18 protein-coding genes and 1 tRNA gene are annotated in these 16,524 nt (G+C 63.6%); 10 read left to right on the forward strand and 9 right to left on the reverse strand.

The window, feature by feature from the left end:
- Positions 1-102: 102 nt before the first annotated feature.
- The 5 genes from urtA to hemN form a co-directional block, all read right to left on the reverse strand.
- On the reverse strand, positions 103-1,410 hold the full coding sequence (gene urtA / locus CFB82_RS04825; RefSeq protein WP_069247333.1) for an urea ABC transporter substrate-binding protein: 1,308 nt from the start codon (positions 1,408-1,410) through the stop codon (positions 103-105).
- A gap of 430 nt (positions 1,411-1,840) precedes the next feature.
- Positions 1,841-2,164 carry a rhodanese-like domain-containing protein gene (locus tag CFB82_RS04830; RefSeq protein WP_069247334.1) on the reverse strand — a complete coding sequence of 108 codons (324 nt, stop codon included), beginning with the start codon at positions 2,162-2,164 and terminating at the stop codon, positions 1,841-1,843.
- Positions 2,165-2,178: 14 nt separating this feature from the next.
- Complete coding sequence (locus CFB82_RS04835) at positions 2,179-2,835, reverse strand: protein-L-isoaspartate O-methyltransferase family protein (protein WP_069247335.1); 657 nt, start codon at positions 2,833-2,835, stop codon at positions 2,179-2,181.
- A 104-nt stretch (positions 2,836-2,939) separates the two neighbouring features.
- Entirely contained in the window at positions 2,940-3,197 is a 258-nt protein-coding gene (locus tag CFB82_RS04840) for a hypothetical protein (RefSeq protein ID WP_006488573.1), read from the reverse strand.
- Between the two features lie 79 nt (positions 3,198-3,276).
- The gene (gene hemN, locus CFB82_RS04845) at positions 3,277-4,668 is read right to left on the reverse strand and encodes an oxygen-independent coproporphyrinogen III oxidase (protein WP_069247336.1); all 1,392 of its coding nucleotides are present in this window, start codon (positions 4,666-4,668) and stop codon (positions 3,277-3,279) included.
- 173 nt (positions 4,669-4,841) lie between these two features.
- Between hemN and CFB82_RS04850 the strand changes: the two genes are divergently transcribed.
- The 3 genes from CFB82_RS04850 (at position 4,842) to CFB82_RS04860 (ending at position 6,646) form a co-directional block, all read left to right on the forward strand.
- On the forward strand, positions 4,842-5,156 hold the full coding sequence (locus tag CFB82_RS04850) for a YkgJ family cysteine cluster protein (protein WP_069249234.1): 315 nt from the start codon (positions 4,842-4,844) through the stop codon (positions 5,154-5,156).
- A complete protein-coding gene (locus CFB82_RS04855; protein ID WP_046545096.1) occupies positions 5,153-5,734 on the forward strand; it encodes a DUF1439 domain-containing protein in 582 nt (193 codons plus the stop codon). The genes CFB82_RS04850 and CFB82_RS04855 overlap by 4 nt, the downstream gene beginning before the upstream one ends.
- Before the next feature lie 81 nt (positions 5,735-5,815).
- The gene (locus CFB82_RS04860) at positions 5,816-6,646 is read left to right on the forward strand and encodes an undecaprenyl-diphosphate phosphatase (protein WP_046545097.1); all 831 of its coding nucleotides are present in this window, start codon (positions 5,816-5,818) and stop codon (positions 6,644-6,646) included.
- A gap of 111 nt (positions 6,647-6,757) precedes the next feature.
- Here CFB82_RS04860 and trmB read toward each other — a convergent pair whose 3' ends face one another.
- Positions 6,758-7,525 (reverse strand): tRNA (guanosine(46)-N7)-methyltransferase TrmB, encoded by a 768-nt coding sequence (gene trmB, locus CFB82_RS04865; protein ID WP_069247337.1) that lies wholly within the window; start codon positions 7,523-7,525, stop codon positions 6,758-6,760.
- Between the two features lie 134 nt (positions 7,526-7,659).
- Positions 7,660-7,734, reverse strand: a tRNA-Gly gene (locus tag CFB82_RS04870).
- Between the two features lie 404 nt (positions 7,735-8,138).
- Here CFB82_RS04870 and CFB82_RS04875 point away from each other — a divergent pair.
- From CFB82_RS04875 to CFB82_RS04910, 7 genes are all read left to right on the forward strand, one after another.
- Complete coding sequence (locus CFB82_RS04875) at positions 8,139-9,374, forward strand: hypothetical protein (protein WP_143750874.1); 1,236 nt, start codon at positions 8,139-8,141, stop codon at positions 9,372-9,374.
- A 447-nt stretch (positions 9,375-9,821) separates the two neighbouring features.
- On the forward strand, positions 9,822-10,565 hold the full coding sequence (locus CFB82_RS04885; protein ID WP_179255375.1) for a GIY-YIG nuclease family protein: 744 nt from the start codon (positions 9,822-9,824) through the stop codon (positions 10,563-10,565).
- A 370-nt stretch (positions 10,566-10,935) separates the two neighbouring features.
- Positions 10,936-11,145 carry a hypothetical protein gene (locus CFB82_RS04890; RefSeq protein WP_069247339.1) on the forward strand — a complete coding sequence of 70 codons (210 nt, stop codon included), beginning with the start codon at positions 10,936-10,938 and terminating at the stop codon, positions 11,143-11,145.
- 81 nt (positions 11,146-11,226) lie between these two features.
- Positions 11,227-12,300, forward strand: a complete 1,074-nt coding sequence (locus tag CFB82_RS04895) for an Imm72 family immunity protein (RefSeq protein WP_069247340.1) — start codon at positions 11,227-11,229, stop codon at positions 12,298-12,300.
- 137 nt (positions 12,301-12,437) lie between these two features.
- Positions 12,438-12,782, forward strand: a complete 345-nt coding sequence (locus tag CFB82_RS04900; RefSeq protein ID WP_006752094.1) for a cupin domain-containing protein — start codon at positions 12,438-12,440, stop codon at positions 12,780-12,782.
- A 341-nt stretch (positions 12,783-13,123) separates the two neighbouring features.
- On the forward strand, positions 13,124-13,588 hold the full coding sequence (locus CFB82_RS04905) for an ion channel (RefSeq protein WP_069247341.1): 465 nt from the start codon (positions 13,124-13,126) through the stop codon (positions 13,586-13,588).
- A gap of 116 nt (positions 13,589-13,704) precedes the next feature.
- On the forward strand, positions 13,705-14,865 hold the full coding sequence (locus tag CFB82_RS04910; RefSeq protein WP_069247342.1) for a mandelate racemase/muconate lactonizing enzyme family protein: 1,161 nt from the start codon (positions 13,705-13,707) through the stop codon (positions 14,863-14,865).
- Here the strand turns inward: CFB82_RS04910 and CFB82_RS04915 are convergent.
- Both CFB82_RS04915 and CFB82_RS04920 read right to left on the reverse strand, forming a co-directional pair.
- Positions 14,851-15,495, reverse strand: a complete 645-nt coding sequence (locus CFB82_RS04915) for a LysE/ArgO family amino acid transporter (RefSeq protein ID WP_069247343.1) — start codon at positions 15,493-15,495, stop codon at positions 14,851-14,853. The genes CFB82_RS04910 and CFB82_RS04915 overlap by 15 nt on opposite strands.
- Before the next feature lie 78 nt (positions 15,496-15,573).
- Positions 15,574-16,503, reverse strand: coding sequence for a LysR substrate-binding domain-containing protein (locus CFB82_RS04920; RefSeq protein ID WP_069247344.1), 930 nt, complete (start codon positions 16,501-16,503; stop codon positions 15,574-15,576).
- Positions 16,504-16,524 lie beyond the last annotated feature (21 nt).

Raw genomic sequence — 16,524 nt, forward strand, 5'->3', positions numbered from 1 at the left:
CGGGCGCGTGCGGTTCATCACGGCAAGCGCGGCCGGCGCATCGGGTTCGGCGTCGGCGTGCGAGCGGCACGTCGCGTGTGAAGCGCGACGTGCCGCCCTGCATCAGGCGAGCGCCGCGCGCTGCCGGCGCAGGAACGCCGGGATCGACGTGACGATGTCCGGCTTGCCCTGGTTGCCCGCGATGAACGGGCTCCACGGTTGCGCGCGTACCGCGGTCTTGGTCTTCCACACCACGTTGAACTGCCCGTCGCCGCGAATTTCGCCGATCATCACCGGCTTGTGCAGGTGATGGTTGCCGTCCATCGCGAGCGTGAAGCCCGACGGTGCGGCCACCGTCTGGCCGATCATCGCGACGCGCACCTTGTCGACGTCGGTGCTCTTCGCCTTCTCGACGGCCTGCTTCCACATGTGGATGCCGACGTAGGTCGCTTCCATCGGGTCGTTGGTCACACGCTTCGCGCCGCCCGGCAGGTTGTTCGCCTTCACCCACGCGGCGAACTGGTCCTTGAACTTCGTGTTGGTCGGATTCTTCACCGACATGAAGTAGTTCCACGCGGCGAGGTGGCCGACGAGCGGCTTCGTGTCGATCCCGCGCAGCTCTTCCTCGCCGACCGAGAACGCGACGACCGGCACGTCGGTCGCCTTGATCCCCTGGTTGCCGAGCTCCTTGTAGAACGGTACGTTCGAGTCGCCGTTGATCGTCGAGATCACGGTCGTCTTGCCGCCTTGCGAGAAGTTCTTGATGTTCGCGACGATGGTCTGATAGTCGCTATGGCCGAACGGCGTGTAGACCTCCTGAATATCGGCGTCCTTCACGCCCTTCGATTTCAGGAACGCGCGCAGGATCTTGTTGGTCGTGCGCGGATACACGTAGTCGGTGCCGAGCAGGAAGAAGCGCTTCGCGCCGCCGCCTTCCGCGCCCATCAGGTACTCGACGGCCGGGATCGCCTGCTGGTTCGGCGCGGCGCCCGTATAGAACACGTTGCGCGACATTTCCTCGCCTTCGTACTGCACCGGGTAGTAGAGGAGGCCGTTCAGTTCCTCGAACACCGGCAGCACCGACTTGCGCGACACCGACGTCCAGCAGCCGAACACGCACGCGACCTTGTCCTGCGTGAGCAGCTGGCGCGCCTTCTCCGCGAACAGCGGCCAGTTCGACGCGGGATCGACCACCACGGGCTCGAGCTTGCGGCCCATCACGCCGCCGCTCTTGTTGATGTCGGCGATCGTCATCAATGCGGTGTCCTTCAGCGACGTCTCCGAGATCGCCATCGTGCCCGACAGCGAGTGCAGGATGCCGACCTTGATCGGGCCGGTGCCCGCGTCAGCCGCGTGTACGAACGGGCTCTTGCCCGCGAGCGCGAGTGCGCCGGCCATCGAACCGAACTTCAACAGACTGCGACGTTTCATCGGGATCCCCTTGTCGTGTTGGATATGCGTGCGCCTTGAAGGCGTCGGCCAACGAGTAACGCAAGGCATGTGCCAGTCGTGCGGATGCACGTCCGGCGTGCCTGCGCGGGACGGTGCGGGGCGTCGGGACGGTGCGCATGACGCGTCGTGCAGCATGCGCGGTCCGTCGCGGTGCAGGTTCACGGGCGCAAATGGTGCACGGTCGGGGCTCCCCGTTCCGGTGCCTGCACCTGCACGCGGTGCGGGAATCGTCGTGCACCATGACTTCGCACCACGCGGGCAGGGTGCGGGCGCGGCGCAGCGTCGTTGAGATGATTAACCGGAGCGGAAAAGAGAAACGGGCACGCGATGCGTGCCCGTTCGGGGGATCAGTACGACCGTCGGCAGGGTGCCGATCGGCGAGGCGGCGCGTGATGCGCCGCGGGCAGGATCAGTAACGCGGTACGGACGGATCGATGTCGCGCGACCACGCGTCGATCCCGCCTTGCAGGTTGTACAGCTTCGTGAAGCCGCGCGATTCGAGGAACATCGCGACCTGCGCGCTGCGCATCCCGTGATGGCACACGCAGACGATTTCCGCTTCGTCGTCGAGCTCTTCGCTGCGCGCGGGAATCTGCTGCATCGGGATCGACACGCTGCCGGCGATATGCGCGGTCGCGATTTCCCACGGTTCGCGCACGTCGAGCACGACCGGCGCGGGGCGCGCCTTGTCGCCGAGCCATTCCGCGAGCATCGCGGCCGTCAGGATCTGCATGGTGGCTCCGCCGCTCAGAACTTGAAGCGCGACGGCTCGATCGCGTTGACGAGGTGGTCGATGTACGTTTCGAACACGTCGGCGACGCGGTACTGCTTGTCGTCGATGCGCGTGATGATCTGCGCCTTCATCACCGGACGGCCGCCGACGAATGCCGCGAGGCGGCCGCCGACCTTCAGCTGTTCGAGCATTTCCTGCGGCACGACGGGCAGGCCGCCCGCGACGCAGATCACGTCATACGGCGCCTTGCCGGCCCAGCCGCGCGAACCGTCGCCGAGCACGACTTCCGCGTTGGTCACGCCGTCGTTGCGCAGGTTGTCTTCCGCGAACTTCGCGTTGGTCGGGTCGATCTCTACGGCCGTCACGTGCTGCGCGCGGTGCGCGAACAGTGCGGCGAGATAGCCCGAGCCGGCGCCGATCACGAGCACGTTCTCGTGCTTCTTGACCGTCAGCTCCTGCAGCACGCGCGCTTCGACGCGCGGGAACAGCATCTTGCTGTTGCCGCCGGGCAGCGGCAGTTCGAGGTCGGCGAACGCGAGATCGCGGTATTCGGCCGGAACGTAGTTTTCACGCTTGACGATCGACAGCAGGCCCAGGACGTCGAGATCCAGCACGTCCCACGGCCGGATCTGTTGTTCGATCATGTTGAAACGCGCGTTTTCGATATTCATGGTGTGGTCACGCAGCCTCGTCGGCCATCAGCGGGGATAGAGAAACTTCGTGATTGTACCAAACGGGGCGGCCGCGAAGCCTTCAGGCGGCCTGCAACAGACCTTTACCCCTTGCTCTTCTTGATCTGCGCCTCGAACGCGAGGTCGAGCTTGCTCGCCTTGCGCGGTTTTTTGGGGCCGAATTCGTCGACGAACTTGACGAACTCGTCGAGCGGCAGCGGCTCGCAGCGCTTCTCGGCGGTGCCGCCGGAGCGGTCGACGAGATAGAACAGGCCGCCCGCCATCGCGACGGCCGCGAATTGCGGGTTGCCGGAGCGGGTCTTCAGGCGTTCGACCGCGTGGGTCGCTTTGGTGGTGCGCATCGTGCGGAATCTGGCGGGGCGTAAGCCCCACACTGTATCAAACCGGCCGGCCGCGTGCGGCCGGCCGGGCCCGTCGGGCTCAGACCGTGCGCGAGTAGCGCTGCTGCGGCGTCTGGCCGAGATACGCGTCGAATGCCATCGCGATGTTGCGCACGACCATCCGGCCGGCCGGATGGATCGTCAGGCGGTCGGCCGCGATCGTCAGCAGCCCGTCGCGCTCGAACGGGCGCAGCGCGTCGAGTTCGCGCGCGAAATGATCGGCGAAGCGGATGCCGTGCGCGGCCTCGACGTGCGAGAACGGCAGGTCGAGGTTGCACATCAGCTGCGTGATCACGTCGCGGCGCAGCCGGTCGTCGGGCGTGAGCCGCACGCCGCGCGCGATCGGCAGCCGGCCCGCGTCGAGCGCGGCGCCATAGGCGGGCAGGTCCTTCGCGTTCTGCGCGTAGACGTCGCCGACCTTGCCGATCGACGACACGCCGAACCCGACGAGATCGGTATCCGCGCGCGTGCTGTAGCCCTGGAAATTGCGCTGCAGCGTGCCGTTCTTCTGCGCCCGCACGAGCTCGTCGGACGGCCGCGCGAAGTGGTCCATCCCGATGTACACGTAGCCGGCCGACGTCAGCATGTCGATCGCGAGGCCGAGCAGCGCGATGCGCGTTTCCGGCGGCGGCAGCGTCGCGTCGTCGATCTGCCGCTGCATCTTGAACAGGTGCGGCATGTGCGCGTAGCCGAACACCGACAGCCGGTCGGGTGCGAGTTCGATGATCGTTTCCAGCGTGCGCGCGAACACGGGCACGGTCTGGTGCGGCAGCCCGTAGATCAGGTCGACGCTCACCGAGTGAAAGCCCGTCGTGCGCGCGGCGGAGAGCAGGTCGGCCGTCATCGCCAGCGGCTGGATGCGGTTGATCGCCTGCTGCACGACCGGATCGAAATCCTGCACGCCGAGGCTCAGCCGGTTGAAGCCGATGTTGCGCAGGTGGACGAGCGTCGCGGGCGTGACCGTGCGCGGGTCGATCTCGATCGAGAATTCGGCGTCGGCATCCGGCGCGAGCATGAAGTGCTCGCGGGTGGCCGCCATCAGCTCGGCTGTTTCGTCGCCGGACAGGAAGGTGGGCGTGCCGCCGCCCCAATGCAACTGCGTGACCGGGCGCGCGGGATCGAACAATGCGGCCTGCAGCGCCATCTCGCGCTTGAGCTGGTCGAGATACGGGCGCGCGCGGCGGCGGTTGTTGGTCGCGATCTTGTTGCAGCCGCAGTAGAAGCACGCGGTGTTGCAGAACGGGATGTGGAAGTACAGCGACAGTTCGCTCGACGACGCGCCGGGGTCGCTTGCCGCGCGCGCATAGTCGGCCGGGTCGAAATCGTCGCGGAACTGCAGCGCGGTGGGGTACGACGTATAGCGCGGCCCGTTCGCGCCGTATTTCGCGAGCAAATCGGGACGGAACAATGTGTCGGCAGAACCGGAACGCATGATGGTCTCGCGCTTTTTTAGATGCTTTCGAGTATATAAACGCGCGATTCGGCTGCATTGTGTAATAACGTCGCAGCCGGCGATGGCACAATGCGGGGTGGGGCTGCCGGCACCGCGTCCGGTTGCCGCACCGTTTTTTGTTGTTCGTTCGAGAGAGCCGAGTGTCCGTCGAGTTGCCTGTCCGCCCGGCGTCAGCCGTCCCGCCGCCGCATGCGTGCCGCGAGGGCTGCGGCGCGTGCTGCATCGCGCCGTCGATTTCCAGCCCGATTCCGGGCATGCCCGACGGCAAGCCGGCCGGCGTGCGCTGCGTGCAGCTCGGCGACGACCTGCGCTGCCGGATCTTCGGCCGCCCCGAGCGGCCCGCGTGCTGTTCCGGGCTGCAGCCGGCCGCGGACATGTGCGGCGCGTCGCGCGACGACGCGCTCGCGTGGCTCACGCGTCTCGAGGCCGCGACGCGGCCGTCGCAACCAGGAGAGTGTTCAGCATGACCGCATCTTGCGCGCCCGGCCGGCGCCGTTTTCTCGCCGCAACCGTCGGCGCCATCGGCGTGACGCTCTCGCTTGCCGCGTGCGCGTCGACGTTCCCGTTCATCCCCGATCACTACACGTTCTCGCGCGGTGACGTGCAGAAAGCCGTCGCGCGCAAGTTCCCGTACCAGAAGACGGTCGCGCAGGTCGTCGACGTATCGCTCGCAAACCCGGCCGTCAACCTGCTGCCCGACCAGAACCGCGTGGCCGTGCAGCTCGACGCGCACTTCGTGAGCCCGTTCCTGCGCGCGCCCGTCAGCGGCAAGTTCACCGTGTCGGGCCAGCTGGCTTACGACGCGCCGAGCCGCTCGGTCGTGCTGAGGTCGCCGGCCGTCGACAGCCTCGCGCTCGACGGCGATGCGCAGATGTACGCGCAGCAGGTCGGCGCGGCCGCCGGCCTGCTCGCGACGCAATTGCTGACCAACTATCCGATCTACACGTTCAAGCCCGAACAACTGCAATTTGCCGGGGTGAACTACGAACCCGGTACAATTACGATTCTTACAAACGGCATACGCGTGGCAATCGTCGAAAAATGACGACGCACCGCGCTCGGCCGGAGGGGGGCCGCGCGTGGAAGAGTGGCCCATTCATTCGACCATTTCGGAGTTGGGCCACGGATGGACTGGATCCTGATCTGCAAGGCTTTGATCCTCGGCGTCGTCGAGGGGCTGACGGAATTCCTGCCGGTGTCGAGCACCGGTCACCTGATCGTCGCGGGCAGCTTCCTGAATTTCAACGATTCGCACGCGAAGACATTCGACGTCGTGATCCAGTTCGGCGCGATTCTCGCGGTGTGCTGGGAATACCGGCAGCGGATCGCGTCCATCGTGTCCGGGCTCCCGAGCCGGCCCGACGCGCGGCGCTTCACGCTGAACGTCGTGATCGCGACGATTCCCGCGATCGCGCTCGGCCTCCTGTTCGAGAAGAAGATCAAGGCCGTGCTGTTCTCGCCGGTCCCCGTCGCGTTCGCGCTCGTCGTGGGCGGCGCGATCATCCTGTGGGCCGAGGCACGGCAGCGCGAACGCAGCGAGCCGCCGCGCGTGGTGTCGGTCGATGCGCTGACGCCGCTCGATGCGCTGAAGGTCGGCATCGCGCAGTGTTTTGCGCTGATTCCCGGCATGTCGCGCTCGGGCTCGACGATCATCGGCGGGATGCTGTTCGGCCTCGACCGGCGGGTCGCCACCGAATTCTCGTTCTTCCTCGCGATCCCGATCATCTTCGGCGCGACGCTCTATGAAACCGTCAAGGACTGGCAGGCGTTCACCGTCGATTCGCTCGGCCTGTTCGCGCTCGGGCTCGTCGCGGCATTCGTCAGCGCGTTCGTGTGCGTTCGCTGGCTGCTGCGCTACGTCGCGACGCACGATTTCACGGTGTTCGCGTGGTACCGGATCGCGTTCGGGCTGTTCGTGCTGCTGGTCGGGTACAGCGGCTGGCTGAACTGGGCGTGACGCGAACACGAAGGCCGGCGCACCTCGCATGAAAAAAGCCCGATCGGCATAGGCCGGTCGGGCTTTTTCTTGTCCGGAGCGGGGCGGCGTGCGCCGCCTCGGCGGGCGGGCTCAGCCTGCGCGCTTGCGGAACACCAGGTCCCACACGCCGTGGCCGAGCCGCAGCCCGCGCCGTTCGAACTTCGTCACCGGGCGGTAGTCGGGGCGCGGCGCGTAGTCGGCGGCCGTGTTTTCGAGCGTCGGCTCCGCGCCGAGCACGTCGAGCATCTGTTCCGCGTAGTTCTGCCAGTCGGTCGCGCAGTGAATGTACGCACCGGGCTTCAGGCGCGACGCGAGATGCGCGACGAGCGGCGGCTGGATCAGCCGGCGCTTGTGGTGGCGCGCCTTGTGCCACGGGTCGGGGAAGAAGATGTGGACGCCGTCGAGGCTTTCCGGCGCGAGCATGTGCTCGAGCACTTCGACCGCGTCGTGCTGGATGATGCGGATGTTCGCCAGACCCTGTTCGCCGATCAGCTTCAGCAGCGCGCCGACGCCCGGCTCGTGCACCTCGACGCCGAGGAAGTCGTCGCCGGGGCGGTTCGCGGCGATTTCCGCGGTCGATGCGCCCATGCCGAAGCCGATCTCGAGGATGCGCGGTGCGCTGCGGCCGAACACGGCATTCCAGTCGGGCACTTCCGGCGCATACGGCACCACGAAGCGCGGGCCGAGTTCGTCCATCGCGCGGCGCTGGCCGGTCGACACGCGGCCGGCGCGCGTCACGAAGCTGCGGATGCGGCGGTGGTGCAGCGGATTGACTGCGTCGGCGCCTTCGGCGGCTTCATCGGGAATGGCGTCGTCGTGCGGCGGCAGGCCGGCTTCGTTCGGATCGTCGTGCATCATCGGTGACAGAGAAAGGCTCGGTTGCGGGCGAGGGCCCGTTGCGCGCAGCAGTGCGCCGGGTGAACCGGCACATGGTACAAAAAAGCCGCCTTCGACGAGGCGGCTCATGCGCAGGCTGCGATGCAGCCGGAAAGTGGAGCGGGCGATGGGAATCGAACCCACGTCATCAGCTTGGGAAGCTGAGGTAATGGCCATTATACGACGCCCGCAGAACGCGCAATTCTACAGGGGTTCGGGTGGGGATGGCAAGGGGGAGGTTTGGGGCTGTGGCATCGAAACTGGCATGGCTCGATGCTGGAGCGGTGGCATCGCCCGTACGACGTCCGGTGGTCCACATTGAAGGGGCCAGCTTCAGGATTCGGCGTATGATCGTACGACCTATAGCCATGAGTGGCGGGCGATGATGTTAACTAGCGTCCCAATCCAAATATCGACATACGCGCAATCCGAAATTGATCGATTTCGTGCCCTAGCTGAGCATTGGACGAGTGCCGCGCAGCACGTCATTGTGTCGTACTTGACTATCGAGGATGCAGGCACAAAGCGGCTTCATTGGGCGATAGTTCGATACGTCTACGAGACGGTTCGGCCGACGTTGCTCGAGCCTTCCGTTGTGGAACTGGACGAGGTTACTGTAGGGCGATTGTCAATCGATTTGTCGAGTACAAATTTCGACCTTGATCGAATCCTTCGTGCGGGGGAGATCGAGATCGGCGGCCAGTTCTACGTGCTTCCACAGGCTGACGGGAATTCGTTGAGCGCGACTTTTTTTGCGGACAATCACCCTCAAGTTCAACCAAGTCAGGCAAGGTCGCCCGCGCTGATGTTGTCAACCGGCCGATCGCCAACTTTGGATCAGCGATTGCTTGGAGACTTTGAACATCGGGTGCGATCTCTCGACACTCCGTACGACGGCATGGCCGACTTGTTGAATGAGCATCTGCTACCTATCACTGTTGTGCAACGTACGGATGCGGCCATAGAAATACTGCTCGAGAGACCGGCCGAGACCGTCCTGGGAGATTCGTTGATCAGCGACAGCAAGCTATCGGCCAAGATCGTGGCTAGCCCCCGTATTGATCCATCCTTGCTCAAGATCGGCGTAAAGTTCGCTCCAGAAACACAGAGAGCTATGCGGTTGTCGATAGACGGGGCTAAGCTCCGTTGGACCGCCCAGGATGATGGCCTGATTTTCGCTCGCGTCGAGCAAGACATTGGTGATGCTGCGGTATGCCAAGTCTTTCTAAGCTACGCAGGGCATCATGTTTCACGTTGGTGGATCGGTGACCCGACTCGGTTGCCAAGTCAGCGTTCGGCATTTCTTGCGCAATTCGACAAGGATCTTACGAAGCTTCGTGAAGAACTGCTGTCGCGCGAATCTCGTGGTCACTCGTTCGAGCGGGTTTTGGCACTCGTCTTGGAAGAGCTCGGATTCGACTGTATGTATCTTGGCGAGGTATCTCACTTGCAGGAAGCGCCCGATATTTACTGTGAGACTCCGACTCGAAGAGTCGCAGTGATCGAGTGCGCGGCTGCCGTCACTAACTCATCCGAGAAGCTTTCGAAGCTACATCAGCGTGTGCTACGTATAAAGAACGGCTTTGCCACACAGCGACTCGGAAACGTTCAGGTAAACGGGGTTCTCATCACAAAGCACGGAGACGCGGAGATCGAGCCGTTTATCGAAGAAACAGAGCGGTTCGGATTGTGCATCGTTGGTCTTTCTGCGTTGACTCGTCTTGCGGACGGATTGCGATTCAAAGTTCAGCCCGATGCGCTGTACGATGAGCTTTTCACGCCTGTCCAGCGACCTTCGGATCTGTTTGCTCAAGTTGGTTCAGCTTCATAGGATATGTCACAGTTTTTCTAGTAATCGCTCCTGTATCGCTGCGTAGCTTCCGGCGGGATCTTAGGTTGTGAGCCGTTCGAATTCGGTATCGGGTAAACGAGGCGGAGAGGTTGCAAAGGAATGTGCAATACTGGGTGGGCAGTATTAAATTCCAAATGATCAATGCTCGGGGGTTGGCATGAAAAGTAAAGTCACGGGACCGAAAGCTGCACACAGTGCGTCTCAAGTTCTCTCGAACGGCTCCACTGGTAAAAATTCTAAAACTGCTGCGGGTAGTGCTCTCTCGCAGGTGGCCGCCCCAAAGAAAGTCACATCATCAAGCGCCGCATCCAGTGCTTCGCAAGTACTTCGTGATGGTCGAACGAGCGCGGCTTCAAAGAGTGCGGCCGGTTCGGCGCTTTCGCAGCGGCAAACGACTAGAAAGAAATGAGCGGTGTGGAGGCGAGCATGCTCACGCCGGTGAAATATTGGCGCGTGCCTTGTAGCCTCGACGCTGGGAATTCACGTCCAGCGACGGAATTCGTATTGCCGGAGGCACTGGCGAACCAGTCATCACCTCCTCGAATTGGCCACGGAATTACGATTGCCGCCTACGACGAAGCAGAGCAGATGGGACTGTTCAGATGGCTTGGCGTCGTGACCGGAGGGTGCGGTGGAATACGAACGGTCGAGTGGAGACCTTCCAATGCCGCGATTTGGGTAGACACCGGATTCGGTCGCAAAAAATGGAAGGAGGGGGGCTTTGGCTTCGCTTCGACGAAAATTGCTGGTTATGGACTGCACGAACTTTGGAGCGAAGCGTTTGGCGGTATGGATCTTCGTGACCATGCGCCGGTTGTCACCAGACCTGCCGGTCCGAGAAAGGCGATAGGGTGCAGTGAAATCCCCTCGGAGCAACTGATTCCGATCGAGGTCATCGGGGAGCCAACAGCAGGTCCAAGAGCAGGGGTCGTCTACGTCCTCAAGTCAGCCTATGGCTATAAGGTAGGTCGGACTCGAAATGTGCCCGCACGGATGAGGGCTTTCGGTGTTCATCTGCCTATCGTCTATACCATTCCACTTTGTGCATGGTTCGATGACTGCCATGAGGCAGAGCGTCGTTATCACAATATGTTTGCTACCAAACGGATAAATGGTGAATGGTTTGACCTCGCAGATAGTGATGTGGAAAAAATTAGGATGAGAGCCTAAGCCGTCAGCAATGCATTTCCCCGGCGAACTGAATGGCAGTAGGCAGGTATGCTGCGTCGTTGGTGCAATCTGTTGTATTGGCTCCGGAACTGCCGTGTTAGGTGTTGCATGAACGATGCCCAACACCCCAGCGACTATTCTTTGCTCCATTGTCCAGATTCGCGATCTGGATGCCGCAGTCCTGAAGATTTCGGCAACAATCTCCCGTAAGAAATTTCACTCGCATATTATTGCTTCGCGGCGACGTAACGTCTATTTAGGTACTCTTATGAAGAGGTTGGGAAATTCGTTGCCACATAACTTCATGAGGGAATTGTAGATTTCTTGATCCTGCTGTGGACTGTTGGAATGAGTGCAGAGGGCGAGATAAATGTTCTTCTGTTCGTGTACCATCGAACAGATTCGCGATCTGGCTATGGCAGTTCGCGAAGGCTTCGGCCCCGGCTTCTCGCGAGCAGCTCTCATTGACTGCATCCTGCTGCTTCTCGAAGACATTCCGGGAGTCAAGGCAGGTAACGTGGAGGAGAGACTTATCGAACTGGCGTGGGCGATTTACATTGGCCTCCCGCTCGAATCCTGAGATTTCTACTCCCGCACCGGCGCTCGATCAAGCAACGGTAGCCGACGCTGGCAAACAATTGACGGAAAAACAGAACCCACGATGCTGAATACCCTGACCATGACCTCTGAGCAGGAGCTGGATGCGCGCGCCAAAGCGTTTTACCTGCTCAAGAAATGGACAAGCGTTACGTTCCTCGATCATGCAGTTGATCTGTTCAGGGATTTTCTTCACGCGTACGCCAGGCAATTGGATACGCCGAGCCCCAATCAGGCGGAATTGGAGGCTGCGTATGTCAGCGATTTCCTGAATGCGTTGGTGAGGATGGGTCAAGGCATTGAGGCATTGCGGCAAGGTGCCGACAAGCGATCGGCTTACGGTGCGATCATCACCGGTAGCGAGAAGGGGGGCGAGCTTTTGTTCGGGCGGAGTGCGCACGAGATCGGTCGAACATACGACCCGTTTTTCCACGCGCTTGGCGTGAGGGATACGAGATATTCGGATTTCGAATATGCAACGGGCTATGCGGAAGGGGCGTGGATTGAAGAGTTGAGCTGTCTGGCGCTCAAGTGCTCGGTCGGATTCGGTTATATCGGGATGCTTGCATACGGAACACGTGAGGATGGCGGAACCCGCGTTTTCGAGCACTGGACCTATGAATCCATGTTCGAAAATGCACCCCTTCCGGCTTGGCGGTATTGGCCACCCGGTCGCACCTATCCCGCATCGCTTCCGCCCTGTCCGCCCAAGAACGAATCCGCAAGCGGCGAGATTTACAGCGATCAGGAGATTCCAGTCGAGGGTATCTGGGAGCCATGGTTACCGTCCGGCAAGGTGGGCTGTCCGAACTACTTCCTTAGAGGCAGTGTTGCCCACAAGTACCTGCTGGAAGGGTCCAACGACGAACAGGTGGTGCGCTGGCGGCTGTTGTGGGAAGACAAGCGTTACCAGGATGGCAGCATTCCGGCGGAGGAGGAAACTTACTTCCCCAAACCTGTCGCGCAACCGAGGCTACGGGTGCTGCCCGGAGAGCCTTGTCCGCGCACCGGTTACTGGCAAAGCCCGGCGGTGAAGGATTCGGTTCATGTCGAGGCCGGAGCGCCCATGCCCGGGCCGCAGCGCACAGCGTGGGGGACGGTCATTTGGCACTATGCCGATCCTCAACCGGACAATTGAATAACTGCCGAAGCGGACTGCCCGCCCGCAGGCCCGTGTCGAAAATAGACGAGTCCGCGTCGGAAGCATACAAGTCCCCACGGCGCTTTCGAACTAACGTGGCAGGCCTCTCATACGATCGTTAGTCTGGAGCCGACATGTCCGATTTCATCACCGTTCTGCGCGAAACCTGCCCGACCCCCGTCCTTGATGCGACCAAGTGGAAGCGCATCGGCGGCGATCCGCACACCGTGAACCTGAACGCCTACCTCTCGAAGGACGGCAGCAAGATCATGGGCACCTGGATCTGCACGCCGGGCAAGTTCGAGGTGAACTACGAAAAATGGGAGTACTGCCACTTCCTCGACGGCTACTGCATCATCACGCCGGAAGGCGAGGAGGCGGTGCACCTGAAGGCCGGCGACGTGTTCGTGATCGAACCCGGCATGAAAGGCACGTGGGAAGTGGTGGAAACGGTGCGCAAGTACTTCGTCTTTGCCTGAGCGGGCCGGTCGATTCGCTCCACGCATCCCTTCGTCGCTCGATCCCTTCCCGGTTCCCGGAGCCGGGAGGGCACTCAGATGATGCCGGCTCCATAGAACGCGTTCCGGTTCGGAAACAGCTCGCCGAGTGTGGCCGCGTGTCTTTCACCGAGGCGAGCAGGCGCACACGTCAAGCGTCGTTCCCGAAAGGGCCGGAAGTGCTGAGCGTGCCGATTGCATGGCCTGACGTCGCGCCCGGTACGGCCGCCGGATACCCATTGCCACTCGCCTGCGCCATTGCGCGGCGCCGGTGTTAATCTTCCGTCCATCCCCGCTGCCGCCCCCGACCCCAAAGGCCTCCCATGGAAAGCTGGACGATCGGCATCCTGCTCGGCATGACCACGATCCTCGTGCACACCGCGGCGATGGTCGGCCTGGCGGTCGTCGCGCGCCGGCTTCGCGAAGCGCTCGACGTGCGCCGCGACGACATCCACCAACAACTGCGCCAGGTGACGGGCATCATCGCGCTGATCTGCATCGCGCTCGGGCTGCTGCATACGCTGGAGGCGATCGCGTGGGGCGCGACCTTCGTGCAGGTCGGTGCGATCGGTTCATTCAGCGATGCGCTGTTCTTCTCGATCGACACGATGTCGACGCGCGGCGCGTCGGGCATCGTGCCCGCCGCGAACTGGAGAATGCTCGGCGCGATTGAATCGTCGTGCGGCGTGCTGCTGTTCGGGATGTCCACTGCATTCATCTTCGCCGTGATCCAGGCAGACTTTTCCACGATCACGCAGCGGCTGCAGCGGGATCGTCCGCCACGGTAGTGCTCGCCTGCAGCCTGCAGCGACAGCGCCTATGATGCAGCGGTTCGCCCATCGTGCCGGCCGCATCGCGTATTTCGTACGCCAGCGCCTCGGCCGCCACCTTCGGAACCCCGACCATGCGCATCACCGCGATCCACGAACAAGCGATTCCCGTGTCCCGCTATGCCGATTCGGCGATCCCGTCCGGCGGCCTGACGACGAGTGTCGTCGCGGTCACCACCGACGTCGTGCGTGATGGCCGCCCGGTGACGGGCTACGGCTACGCGTCGATCGGCCGTTTCGCGCAGGGCGGGTTGATTCGCGAACGGTTCGCGCCGCGCCTGCTGGCCGCGGCCGATACGCTCGCCGACGAAGCCGGCACGAACCTCGACCCGTTCCGCGCATGGCGCGCGATGATGGCCGGCGAGAAGCCGGGTGGACACGGTGAACGGTGTGTCGCAGTCGGCACGCTCGACATGGCGATCTGGGATGCTGCCGCGAAGATCGCCGATGTGCCGCTCGCTCGCTTTCTCGCCGACCGACTTGAACGCACGGCCGCCCCACGCGTGCGTGTGTACGCGGGCGGCGGCTACCGTTATCCGCATGACGATCTCGCACGTCTGTCGGACGAAATGCGACGTATCGCCGATCTCGGCTACACGCACGCGAAGATCAAGATCGGCGGCGCGGACTTCGACCAGGACCGCAGGCGCATCGAAGCGGCCGCCACGCAATTGGCCGACAGTTCGCACCTCGCGGTCGACGCGATGAACACGTACGACGCGACGACCGTCGGCGCGGCCGCCGCGATGCTCGCGCCGTTCGATCTCTGGTGGTTCGAGGACATCTGCGATCCACTCGACCTGCCGCTCCAGGCGGACATCGCCACGCGCTACGCACCGCCGATCGCGGCCGGCGAGGCGCTGTTCTCGCTCGCGGAAGCGAAGCTGCTCGACCGCTACGGCGGCCTGCGCCCCGAGCGCGACGTGCTCGTGTTCGATCCGGTGCATGGCTACGGGCTGCCGGGCTATCTACAGATCGTCGAACACTTCGCATCGCGCGGCTGGCGGCGCGATGCGTTCTGGCCGCATGGCGGCCACCTGTTCTCGCTGCACGTCGTCGCGGCGCTCGGGCTCGGCGGTGCGGAAGTCAGTCCGTTCGCGTTTCATCCGTTCAGCGGACTGGCCGATGGCGCAAGCGTCGACGCCGGATACGCACGCGTGCCGCAGGCGCCGGGCATCGGCTTCGAGCTGCATGCCGGTGCGCGCGACGTGTTTCGCGCGTTATCGAGCCGCTGACGCCTGTAGTGCGTCGATCGCGAAACGCACCGCGAAGCCGAGCATCATCGCCGCGACGAAGCAATCGAGCACACGCCATGCGAGCGTGCGGGCGAACCATGCACGGCATGCGCGTGCGCCATACGTGAGCATCAGGAACCACGCGAGCGAAGCGGTCATCGCGCCGATCGCAAACGGTGCGCGTGCGGCCGGCGAGTGGCTCACGATCACGGTGCCGAGCAGCAGCACGGTGTCGATCCACGCATACGGATTGAGCAGCGAGACGGCGGCGGTCGCGAGCACGGTGCGCGAGCGCGTGGGTTCGCTGCCCGTGCGCGGACCGTCGACGTGCTCCGGCTGTCGTCGCTGGATCGCCGAGCGCAGCGCGAGCAGGCCATAGCCGGCGAGATACGCGATGCCGGCCCACAGCGCGGCCGATACGACGCCGGGATGTCGCGACAGCAACGACGACAACCCGTGCGCGCCGAGCGCGATCAGTAGCGCGTCGCTGCCTGCGCAGACGAGGGCGATGGAAAGCAGATGGGGGCTCGAGATCGAGCGCTTGATGACGAAAGCGTCCTTGGGGCCGACGGACGTGAACAGTCCGGCGCCAAGCAGCAGGCCTTCGACGAAGGCAGAGGTGTCGAGCACGAGCGGGCCGACAACCTCTTAAGCTGAACCGGTGATGGTTACGATGAACGAAACCTTAAGGGGCGCCCGAGCGCATTGTCAATGCCCTTTCGGGTGCCCGGCCGCCCACTCGGGCCGCTGCCCGAGCGTGTCGAACAGCCGGACGATCTCCGCTTTCACCTTCTGCACCGCGTTGCTGACGAGCGCCGTATCGTGCCAGCACAGCGACAGGTCGCGCGCGAACAGCCGGTGCGCGACCGTCGACAGCTTGAGCTTGCGTTCCTCGATCTCGACGTGCGCGGCCGTCCACGGCAGGATCGTCACGCCGAGCTGCGCCATCACGGCCGCGAACAGCAGCCCGGTCGAGCTCGCCTCGAAGCTGATCTCGTACGACAGCCCGGCCTCGCGCATCGCCCAGTCAACGCGGTTGCGGATCGTGTTCGGCGCGCTCGGCAGCACGAGCGGCATCCGCGCGATCGCGTCGAGCGGCACGGGATCGTCCGGCACCGGGAACCCGGGCCACGTGATCAGGTACAGCGTTTCCGTCAGCAGCCGGTGGACCGCGATGCCGCGTGTGTCGACCGCGTCGACGACGATCGCGAGATCGAGCCGCGTGCGTTCGAGCAGCGTGTCGAGATCGGCGCTCGGCGCCTCGATCAGCTCCAGCATGATGCCCGGGTAGCGGTCGCGCACCGCGCGGGCGAGCGGGATGGCCAGCACGCGCGCGGTGCTCGACGGCATCCCGACCGTCACGCGGCCCTGCGGCGTGTCGGCGTCGCGGCGCAGCAGCTCGCGCGTGCCGTCGGCCTGGCGGAGTAACTCGAGCGCGTGCTGGTACAGCGTGCGGCCGGCGGCGGTCGGCGCGACGCCGCGCACGCTGCGTTCGAGCAGCTGCATTCCGAGATCCTGTTCGAGATTGCGCATCTGCTGGCTGACCGCCGGCTGCGCGACATGCAGCGCCTCGCTCGCATGCGTGACGTTGCCGCATTCGACGACCTTCACGAAATAGCGCAACTGCCTCAAGTCCATCGTCGCCCCTCCCGGTTCGAG

It is taken from the genome of Burkholderia sp. HI2714, from assembly GCF_002223085.1.
GTDB lineage: Bacteria > Pseudomonadota > Gammaproteobacteria > Burkholderiales > Burkholderiaceae > Burkholderia > Burkholderia lata_D.

Bases quoted from the DNA above. Each gene is read 5' to 3' on its own strand.
- urtA (WP_069247333.1), bottom strand. From the start codon at position 1,410: ATGAAACGTCGCAGTCTGTTGAAGTTCGGTTCGATGGCCGGCGCACTC.
- CFB82_RS04830 (WP_069247334.1), bottom strand. From the start codon at position 2,164: ATGCAGATCCTGACGGCCGCGATGCTCGCGGAATGGCTCGGCGACAAG.
- CFB82_RS04835 (WP_069247335.1), bottom strand. From the start codon at position 2,835: ATGAATATCGAAAACGCGCGTTTCAACATGATCGAACAACAGATCCGG.
- CFB82_RS04840 (WP_006488573.1), bottom strand. From the start codon at position 3,197: ATGCGCACCACCAAAGCGACCCACGCGGTCGAACGCCTGAAGACCCGC.
- hemN (WP_069247336.1), bottom strand. From the start codon at position 4,668: ATGCGTTCCGGTTCTGCCGACACATTGTTCCGTCCCGATTTGCTCGCG.
- CFB82_RS04855 (WP_046545096.1), top strand. From the start codon at position 5,153: ATGACCGCATCTTGCGCGCCCGGCCGGCGCCGTTTTCTCGCCGCAACC.
- CFB82_RS04860 (WP_046545097.1), top strand. From the start codon at position 5,816: ATGGACTGGATCCTGATCTGCAAGGCTTTGATCCTCGGCGTCGTCGAG.
- trmB (WP_069247337.1), bottom strand. From the start codon at position 7,525: ATGATGCACGACGATCCGAACGAAGCCGGCCTGCCGCCGCACGACGAC.
- CFB82_RS04885 (WP_179255375.1), top strand. From the start codon at position 9,822: ATGCTCACGCCGGTGAAATATTGGCGCGTGCCTTGTAGCCTCGACGCT.
- CFB82_RS04890 (WP_069247339.1), top strand. From the start codon at position 10,936: ATGTTCTTCTGTTCGTGTACCATCGAACAGATTCGCGATCTGGCTATG.
- CFB82_RS04895 (WP_069247340.1), top strand. From the start codon at position 11,227: ATGCTGAATACCCTGACCATGACCTCTGAGCAGGAGCTGGATGCGCGC.
- CFB82_RS04900 (WP_006752094.1), top strand. From the start codon at position 12,438: ATGTCCGATTTCATCACCGTTCTGCGCGAAACCTGCCCGACCCCCGTC.
- CFB82_RS04905 (WP_069247341.1), top strand. From the start codon at position 13,124: ATGGAAAGCTGGACGATCGGCATCCTGCTCGGCATGACCACGATCCTC.
- CFB82_RS04910 (WP_069247342.1), top strand. From the start codon at position 13,705: ATGCGCATCACCGCGATCCACGAACAAGCGATTCCCGTGTCCCGCTAT.
- CFB82_RS04920 (WP_069247344.1), bottom strand. From the start codon at position 16,503: ATGGACTTGAGGCAGTTGCGCTATTTCGTGAAGGTCGTCGAATGCGGC.